This is a genomic window from Streptococcus australis (genome assembly GCF_019930045.1).
In the GTDB taxonomy this organism is placed as follows: Bacteria; Bacillota; Bacilli; order Lactobacillales; family Streptococcaceae; genus Streptococcus; species Streptococcus australis_D.
This window is the reverse complement of sequence record NZ_JAHZQQ010000027.1, coordinates 17,839-27,343: the sequence shown is the minus strand read 5'-3', so window position 1 is coordinate 27,343 and position 9,505 is coordinate 17,839. Positions and strand designations below refer to the sequence as shown.

Here is a 9,505-nt window from a genome sequence, read left to right as displayed (position 1 = left end):
TTAGCTTACAGAACTGCTTGTGAAGCTCTAGAGGATGAGTTCAAGTAAATGTTGCACTTATTCTTGCAATTTATCTATTTAAAAGATTAGTTTACATATCTTTTGTGGTATAAAACATATTTTTATCATTATAAGGAGAACGCAGTTTTGGCTCGTTCTTTTTTTGTTGATGATATGCTCCAAACAACATATACTAGATTGGATATGAAATAGTTTGTGATTACATAATTTATCTTCAGGAAAGTTATGGACATTATGTCAATTTCTGTTATGATAGACATCTCTAACAATTTCCGTTATAACAGACATTGACTTACAAAGTATTTCTTTTCTGAACATATTAGCGTTATAATATAAATGCAGTGTTACACTGTAGAATATTAAGAAAATAGGATACTATAGGTTTAAACTAAATGTGTAAGATAAATAGTTGGATTAGTAAAAGTTTCAAGTCTGATAAGAACAACATTACATTTCATACAACTGAATGTATATATTTTATAAGAGAGAGGGATGCTTGATTGGGGAAAATCATTCAAAATACAGTTATAAGGATTTTAATAAGAATGAAAGTGTGATATTTCTTTTTCAATAATCTTCTAAATTTATTAAAATCAAGCTTTCCACTTATGTATTCTGCTAATAAACTTCAATACATTTCAATAGATTTTCAATATTTGGTGGGGATTTTTATTATACTTTGTACGAGTTTTTCAATACCCTACCCCAACCTTTAAAATCCCCTAAGTTATTTACTCAAGGGATTTTTTATCTGCTTTTTTCATACTCAAACAGTCAGTCTAACTGTTTGATTTTCTTTGTGACTAAGTCCCTAAAAATAGTAGAATTAGCTACTTTACTGATTTTACAAGATAATAACAAGACCTAAACGTATAATTTATTTAGGTTTACCAATTATGACTTTAACATTTTCCAATAAGGTCTAACTCAACCGTCCCCAAAGTTAAATCCTTATGTATTTAATCAGAAAGATTATTTTTCGCATATTTTTTTATGTCTTTGGGATAAAATCCCTTATATTTTTTGAAGCATGTACTAAATTTACTGTGAGAGGAATATCCTACAGCCTCTGCTATATCTTGAATTTTAAGGGTAGAGTTCAGTAGGAGTAATTCCGCCATATTCATTCTCCGTCTTTGAGTATATTCTGTAATTGTACATTGATATTTTTGCTTAAATAACTTTTTTAGTTTTGTGCCGCTCATAGTGGATATTTTTTCTAAAGTATCCTGTGAGATAGATGTTGCATAATGATCGTCTATATAATTGGCGACATTTTTCAAAGCCTCATCATCGGCAATAGATAGTGGATTGCTGTACTTATTTAAAAAAGAGTCTATTGTAATACTTAACCATTCCTTTGCCTTTGACTCAAAAAAGATTTCAGCAGCAGGAGATGCCATCTTGCAATTAAGGATATCTTTTGCGATTCTTTCTAAAGGCTTGTTTATTATAATGCTGGTATTAAAAAATAAATCTTCATAGTTACAGACTTTATTCTTATAAGAGGACAGGCATTGCTCTATCATGGACTGATTGAAATTTATACCGATTCCTAAATAAGGAGAATTTTTGTGAAGTATAAACCTATAGTCTTTAGAATATTTTGTATTTATAGTAAAAAGTGAATTTGAAGAAAGATTTTGATAAGGATTAAAACATTCACCGTTTGCTGTAACTAAATAAGATAAATAAAGGGAATAGAAATTATTCAAACCAGAAAAACTTGTATGGATAATTTCTTTTTTTATGAAAACATCATAAATATCAATAGTGAAATTATCGCCCTCGTAAAACCAATATATGCCTTCTGCATTATCCGTGCTAAAACGGAATTCATGTCCTACAGTGGAGTATTTTGTATTATCGATAGATTCATCTGTAGAAAAAAAGTTTTTAACAAAGTTATAAAAATCACTCATATTATACCTCCGTGCTTTATATTTTATCCCGAATAGACATTATCCCGAATAGACTTATTTAGCCATATCTAATTGATTGAAATCCTCATTTATTATATAATAAACAACTGATAAAAACAAGAAAAACTATGCGTATTGCAAAAGAGTTTGAAAACAAGCCTCTAAAATCAGTCTAAAAAGGCTATTTATAGGGTTTGCTAATTTTAAGAAAAAGGAGGAGTTGTTCAGTGAAGAATAAGAAGAAATCAATACTGAAAAGACTAAAGGCTTACGGTGGTAAAAAAAGTTTTTTACTCTATATTGCTATGGTTATGTCTGCTGTATCAGGTGTCATGGTTTTGATGCCTATGGTATATATTCATAGAATTGTAAATAACTTAATTTTAAATGGGATGGTGAATTTTGATTATGTAAAGGAAAATTCAATTTATGCAGCAGTTTTTGCCGGTCTGGGGCTATTCATATACCTAATAGGTTTAATTTTATCCCATATTTTTGCATTTGAAGTAGAAGATAACATTATTAAGACTTCCGTAACAAAACTAATAAACAAACCGCTTGGGTATTTCGATGACAAAGAAAGCGGAAGGATAAGAAATGTAATTGTGTCCGGAGCGTCTGAAACCCATTCTTTTTTAGCGCATCAACTTCCTGATATGGCGATGACCATTGTATCGCCAATCGTCCTGCTTGTATTTTTCTTCGTGTTTAACTGGAAGTTAGGACTTGCCAGTATGATACCGATGATTATCGGTATGACATTGATGTCATCTATGATGACAGCCGAAACAAAAAAAATGAAAGATGAGTATTATGCAGGACTTTCCAATTTATCTTCTCAGACAGTGGAATATGTTCGAGGAATTCCTGTTGTTAAAACATTTGCACAAAGTGTTGAGAGCTTTGATAAGTTATATTCGTTAATCATAAAAGTAAAAGACAATGTACTTAAGCTTACTATGAGTTATATGAATAAAATGTCGTGGTTTGAAACCGTTTCTACATCGACGGCATTTTTCTTGGTACCTGTGGCATTACTCTTAATAAAATTTAATGGAAACTTATCTAATGTAGTTGCAGATTCTGTTATTTACTTCCTAATAGGACCGGCATTTGCTACTTTTATTATGAGAACTGCGACGATTACACAATCCAGTTATTTTGCGGAACTTGCTTTAGATAAAATTGAGAATATACTTGAGTTTGATGATTTTGTTTATGGAAATAAAACAAGTTCTGATGTTGGGATAGAGTTTAAAAATGTGAGCTTTTCTTATGAAGATGAAAATGTATTAGACGATATTTCATTTAAGGTGAATAAAGGAGAACGAGTTGCTTTAGTCGGATCGTCAGGCAGTGGTAAAACTACTATAGCAAGGCTTGCTGCACGATTTTACGATATTAAAACAGGTGAAATTTATATTGGAGGAATTAATATAAAAGATTTTGAAAAAGAGGCTTTAATGAGAAAAATTGCTTTTGTTTTTCAAAACTCTAAACTATTTAAAATGAGTTTAAGAGATAATCTTTTAATCGGAAAGCCTGATGCAACTAATGAAGAAATTGACAATGCCTTAATCAATTCAGGGTCTAAAGATATTATTGAAAATTTAGATAAAGGACTTGATACTGTTTACGGAACTAAAGGCACATATTTTTCAAGAGGAGAAGCTCAAAGGATTTCTATAGCGAGAGCTTTTTTGAAAGATGCAGATATTATCATTTTAGATGAAGCTACAGCCTTTGCAGATCCTGAAAATGAACATTTGATTCAAGAGTCTTTTAAGAAGCTATCAAAAAACAAGACAACATTGATGATTGCTCATAGATTATCTACAGTAGTAGATGCGGATAAAATTCTTGTTATTGATAAGGGGAAAATTGTAGAAGAAGGCAAGCATTCAGATTTAATAGGTATGAGTGGGCATTACAAAAAACTTTGGGAAGAATATCAAAAATCCGTAAATTGGAAGATAGGAGGTTAAACATATGGTTTCTTATTTTATGAAAAAATATGCGATGTCAGAAAAAGGCGCTCTTAACTTAAAAAAAGCCATATTTTCACACACGCTTGTTAATTTAACTAAATTGTTCGCACCAATGATCGGTTTTATGTTTCTGTTTCAGTATATAGGCATTTTAAAAAGTATTGAGAGTTACAATTTTACTTCTGTTCATTATATTGTACTAATTGTAGTAATGATGATTGTGATGTTCTTAATAGCGAGGTGGGATTATGTAAGACTTTACACCAATGTGTACAACGAGAGTGCAAATTCAAGAATTGAGTTAGCGGAAAAGTTAAAGAAATTACCTCTTTCTTATTTTGGTAAAAGAGATTTGGCAGACCTTGCGGAAACCATGATGAATGACATGAACTTATATGAAACAATTTTTTCTCATGCTGTACCTCATATATATTCAACGGCTATATCCACAAGTATTATTGCTTTAATGCTTATCTTCTATAATTGGAAACTTGCACTTGCAGCCCTTTGGGTAATTCCCATTTCTATTCTAATTATATTTTTATCAAAGAAAAGTCAGAAAAAAATAGTACAATGCTGGATAGATGATAATCGTAAGGTTTTTGATAATCTACAGGAAAATATAGAGCAGATAGAGCAAATAAAATCTTACAACTTAGAAGATAGGATGTTAAATGATTTTTTTGAAAAATTAAATGCATCCACAAAACAGAAGACGAAAGGTGAAGTTGTTGCCGGAACACTTACAGGAATAGCTACCGCAATTTTAAAGCTTGGAATTATAAGTGTTGCCGTTATCGGCGTCAACATGCTTATGGCAGGGAAGGTAAGTGCGCTGGTTTATATCGCATTTTTAATGCTTACAGCAAGTATTTATCTTCCTATAGAAGGAATAATCACCTTTATGTCAATGATAGTTATTCTTGATGCGGTTGTAGGGAGAATAAAGGAAATAAAGACAACGCCTGTTCAAGAAGGCAAAAAAGATATTGACATTAAAAATTACGATATTGAATTCAAGGATGTTTATTTCGGATATGATGATTATTCTGTAATAAATTGTGTGAGCTTTACTGCAAAGCAGGGTGAAATCACTGCGCTAATCGGTTCAAGCGGAAGCGGAAAAACAACTCTCACCAAGCTTGCTGCAAGATTTTGGGATATAGATAAAGGAAAGATTTTGATAGGGGGAGAGGACATCGGTAAAATTGATCCGGAAACACTCCTTAAAAATTTCTCTATCGTTTTCCAAGATGTTACTCTTTTTAATTCAAGCATAAAAGATAATATAAAAATCGGTAAAAAAGATGCTACAGATGAAGAGATTATAAGAGCGGCTAAAATAGCAAGATGTTATGAATTTATAGACAAAATGCCGGATGGAATAGATACAGTAATAGGTGAAAACGGACAAAGACTTTCAGGCGGAGAAAGACAAAGAATCTCAATAGCAAGGGCAATACTAAAAGACGCACCAATCATATTGCTTGACGAGGCTACAGCATCTCTGGATGTTGAAAATGAAAGTCTAATTCAAGAGGCTTTATCCGAACTTATAAAAGAAAAAACGGCAATTGTTATTGCTCATAGATTAAGAACAATAAGAAATGCAAACAAAATCGTTTTATTAAATGCCGGAAAAATTGAAGCGATAGGGACAGATGAAGAACTTTGTAAAAGCTCGGAATTTTATAAAGCAATGCTTAGAAAATCAAATATTCAGTGAAAACTTATTTAGAAGGAAAATATAAAAATGGAAAAATTAAGAATTAAAGATTTAGTTACGATAGGTGTATTTACAGTAATATATTTTGTACTTATGTTTGCTTCGGGAATGATTGGTATTGTACCGATTTTATACTTGGCATACCCTACACTGGCAGGCATTATAACAGGAATAGTTATAATGCTCTTTATGGCAAAAGTTCAAAAATCATGGGGATTATTTATACTTGGGTTGATTTGTAGTCTTTTAGCAATTGCAATGGGAAATACATATGTAATATTGATACATGCTGTAATCAGTATGGCAATTGCGGAACTTTTAAGAAAAAAAGGAGAATATAAATCATTTAAATTTAATATGCTCTCATTTGCCGTATTCAACACTTGGATTTGTGGTTTCCTTATGCAAGTTTTGTTGGCTAAAGACAAGGTTATTAAACTGGCGGAAACAGGCGGTATGGGTCACGATTATATAATGAAGCTCATAGCACTTTTGAATTATCGAAGTATGGTATTAGTATATATCGGTGCTGTTGTCGGCGGGATACTCGGCGCATATATCGGTAAAGTCTTTTTGAAAAAGCATTTCGAAAAAGCTGGTATTGTATAATGCTCGTTTCTTTAGACAATCCATATAATCCCAATCCAATTAGTAAAATTTTAGTAAGTTTTTCACTTGGATTTGCTGTATTTTATAAAGTAAATACCTATTTTGAATGGGGAATTGTGCTTCTTATTTCATTTCTTTTTTTAATGAATGGATTTAAGAAAGAAGCCTTAAAAAACATATTATTTTTTGGGGTTCTTTCTTTGATACCTAATCTTGATGTAATTAGAAATATGGATGCTATTTTAATGATGTTTTTTATGCTATTTGCTGTATGTAAGATGTTTTATCTTCCATTTAGTGCGGGAAGTTTTTTTTTAAAAACATCGGATGTAGGAAGTGTAATATCCTCAATGGATAAAATGAATTTACCTCGTACTGTTTCTATACCAATTGCTGTAATGTTTAGGTTTTTTCCTTCATTTAGGGAAGAAAGTCACAATATAAAACTTGCTATGAAAATAAGAGGTATTACATTTAAAAATCCAATTTCATACATCGAGTATGTAATTGTGCCTTTACTTGTTGTATCTTCTAATATTTCTGATGATATTGCAAAGGCAGCAGAAACAAAATGTATTGAAAATCCTGTTAAAAAAACAAGGTACATATCCGTCAAAACGAAAACAGTTGATTTTGTTTATGTGCTTTCAATACTGATTATGGTTATAGGAGGAGCTTTATGGTAGAAATTGAAAATTTATCTCTATCTTATGGAAATTCTCCTAAAGTGTTAAAAAACATTTCTTTAGATGTAAAAAAAGGAGAATGTGTATTATTTACTGGGAAAAGTGGTAGCGGAAAATCTTCAATTATAAATTCTATCAATGGGTTAGCTGTACGATATGATGGAGCTTCTATGGGTGGAACCATCAGGATTGATAATAAAGATATTAAAAACCTCGAATTATACGAAATATCGCTCTTAGTATCAAATGTATTTCAAAATCCAAAGACACACTTTTTCAATATAAATACTACTCTTGAATTACTTCTCTATTTGGAGAATATAGGACTTTCAAAAAAACAAATGGATGAAAGACTAAATGATATGTTGGATTTGTTTCCGATAGAACATCTTTTAAATAGAGATATTTTTAAGCTTTCGGGTGGAGAAAAGCAGATTTTATGTATTGCTGCAAGTTATATATCTGGAACGGAAATCATTGTTTTAGATGAGCCTTCATCAAATCTTGATGAAGATAACATTTTAATCATAAAAGAAATGCTTATAAAACTTAAAGATAAGGGGAAAACTCTTATAATCTCAGAACATAGAATATTTTATCTAATGGATATTGTAGATAGAGTTTTTTTGATTAAAGATGGGGAAATACAAAAGGAATATACTCAAATAGATTTTATGAAAATACCGTCTGAAAAGCTAAAGAAGTTAGGTTTAAGAAATAAGAATAGAGTAAAACTTACAGTACCCGAAAATCAAAATAAGGGAAATTTAGAAGTAAAAAACATTGAATTTAAGTTTAATGGCATAGATAAAATATTGCATTTAAAAAACCTCTCTTTTGAAATGGGAAAAATTTACGGCATAGTAGGAACAAACGGACTTGGTAAATCCACTTTGCTCAGATGCCTTATAGGCTTAGAAAGAAAATCGAATGATGAAATCTATTTGGCCGGCAAAAGACTTTCAAAATCAGATAGGCTAAAAATATCATCCCTTGTAATGCAGGATGTTAATCATCAGCTTTTTACCGATTCTATTGCAAGTGAAGTAAGTCTTGGAATAAAAAATATTGAAAGTAGTTATGTTGAAAATATTCTGAAAAAACTTGATTTATATGAATCAAAAGATCGTCATCCAATGAGCTTGTCAGGTGGACAAAAGCAAAGGGTAGCAATTGCATCTGTACTATGTAAAAAATCTAAACTTATGTTTTTTGATGAGCCTACTAGTGGAATGGATTATTGCAATATGATGAACATATCCCATCTGATCAACGAATGTAAAAGCGATAAGAAAATAATATTCATTGTTTCACATGACCAAGAATTTTTAAATTCGATAGCTGACAATGTTATATATTTGTAAATATCCATAGAGATACTCATATTTGAAAAATCAAAATAAAGGAGATTTAAAGATGTAAGGAGATAAAAATATGAAATATCATGACATGATAATAGAAAATATAAGTGTATGTGAATTTCTTTTATCGTGTGAAAGTAAGATATTTTGTTTAGGAAAATTTTTATGCGTTATTAAATAATATAATAGAAAAAGAATACATTTCTTAAAGAGGACTTTTTACGCCAAAGTGTAGAAGTCCTCCTTTTTTATTCTCACTAACGGAAAAGGAGAGAATGAGAGTCGTTTAACCTTGTATTCTATTCATAATGGCCGTGCGATTGAGGGAACAAGAGTCCTAACAGGTGATGTTATTGGTGAAACACCAGATGATACAGGTTTGAAAGTTTCCTATCAAAAGTATAAGAACAAGAAAGAAAAATTGGTGTACGTCAATCCGCAATTTTATTTTCCCAAAGTCATTCAACTTCAGACCACTATCTTACCTGCCATTGGTCAGTTTGGTGGAGATGAGTTTGAACGAGCAAAACATATTTATGAGTTTTTGAAATCTCAAGGGGCAAGCGGTGGCAGACACCAGAATAAACCGACTGACTAGGTGGCTTACAGGTTCTGTAAGTCATCTTTTTTACTTTGATAGTAACGTTTTATCATTTTAAGGAGAACGAGGTTTTGGCTCGTTCTCTTTTTTGTTGTGATACTTCTTTCAAGGAATATTTGGTAGGATTGGAGTGTAAAAAGATTAACTAGGAAAGAAGGAAGTATATGGAAGCCATTTATCAACGTGATTCGGATCAAGATGGACTGACTGATGCTCAAGAATTGGCGCTAGGAACCAATCCTCTTAGCGCAGATTCTGATGGTGATGGACGTTCAGATTTAGTGGAAGTAGAAGAAGGAACCAATCCCTTAGAAAAGGATTTACAAGACATAGACCAAACAAGTATAACTGAACCGTCTTCAGTATTTATGGAAATGAAACAAAAGATTTCAGATATGATGGAGAGTCACTACAAGGAATTTATACAGGCTCTTATTAGTATTGAAACAGGGATTGAAAACGAACAAGACCTTGAAGACTTATATACTTACTACATGAGAACAGATTCTGTTTCTCTTTTGTCTAGTGATTTAGAAACCAGTCCTCAAGAGGTTGAAATGGAGATAGAGTTGTAGGGGAATCATGTGATTC

Annotated in this window: 7 protein-coding genes and 1 pseudogene; 7 read left to right on the top strand and 1 reads right to left on the bottom strand. The window is 31.4% G+C overall.

What is annotated here, in order from left to right; all coding sequences use genetic code 11:
* Nucleotides 1-980: 980 nt before the first annotated feature.
* Nucleotides 981-1,943, bottom strand: a complete 963-nt coding sequence (locus K1J10_RS06425) for a helix-turn-helix domain-containing protein (protein ID WP_223356280.1) — start codon at nt 1,941-1,943, stop codon at nt 981-983.
* 227 nt (nt 1,944-2,170) lie between these two features.
* On the opposite strand from K1J10_RS06425, the gene K1J10_RS06420 reads away from it, so the two are divergent.
* The 7 genes and pseudogenes from K1J10_RS06420 (at nt 2,171) to K1J10_RS06390 (ending at nt 9,489) form a co-directional block, all read left to right on the top strand.
* A complete protein-coding gene (locus K1J10_RS06420) occupies nt 2,171-3,928 on the top strand; it encodes an ABC transporter ATP-binding protein (RefSeq protein ID WP_223356278.1) in 1,758 nt (585 codons plus the stop codon).
* Nucleotides 3,929-3,932: 4 nt separating this feature from the next.
* Nucleotides 3,933-5,657, top strand: coding sequence for an ABC transporter ATP-binding protein (locus tag K1J10_RS06415; protein ID WP_125393984.1), 1,725 nt, complete (start codon nt 3,933-3,935; stop codon nt 5,655-5,657).
* A gap of 21 nt (nt 5,658-5,678) precedes the next feature.
* Nucleotides 5,679-6,266, top strand: a complete 588-nt coding sequence (locus tag K1J10_RS06410) for an MptD family putative ECF transporter S component (protein ID WP_049510000.1) — start codon at nt 5,679-5,681, stop codon at nt 6,264-6,266.
* On the top strand, nt 6,263-6,952 hold the full coding sequence (locus K1J10_RS06405; RefSeq protein ID WP_219335869.1) for an energy-coupling factor transporter transmembrane component T family protein: 690 nt from the start codon (nt 6,263-6,265) through the stop codon (nt 6,950-6,952). Before K1J10_RS06410 ends, K1J10_RS06405 begins: the two co-directional genes overlap by 4 nt.
* Nucleotides 6,946-8,316, top strand: a complete 1,371-nt coding sequence (locus tag K1J10_RS06400; RefSeq protein WP_223356276.1) for an ABC transporter ATP-binding protein — start codon at nt 6,946-6,948, stop codon at nt 8,314-8,316. Before K1J10_RS06405 ends, K1J10_RS06400 begins: the two co-directional genes overlap by 7 nt.
* Nucleotides 8,317-8,563: 247 nt before the next feature.
* Nucleotides 8,564-8,878: pseudogene (locus K1J10_RS06395) on the top strand (phage tail tip lysozyme); the annotation flags it as partial.
* A 200-nt stretch (nt 8,879-9,078) separates the two neighbouring features.
* A complete protein-coding gene (locus tag K1J10_RS06390) occupies nt 9,079-9,489 on the top strand; it encodes a thrombospondin type 3 repeat-containing protein (protein WP_022524945.1) in 411 nt (136 codons plus the stop codon).
* The last annotated feature ends 16 nt before the right edge of the window (nt 9,490-9,505 follow it).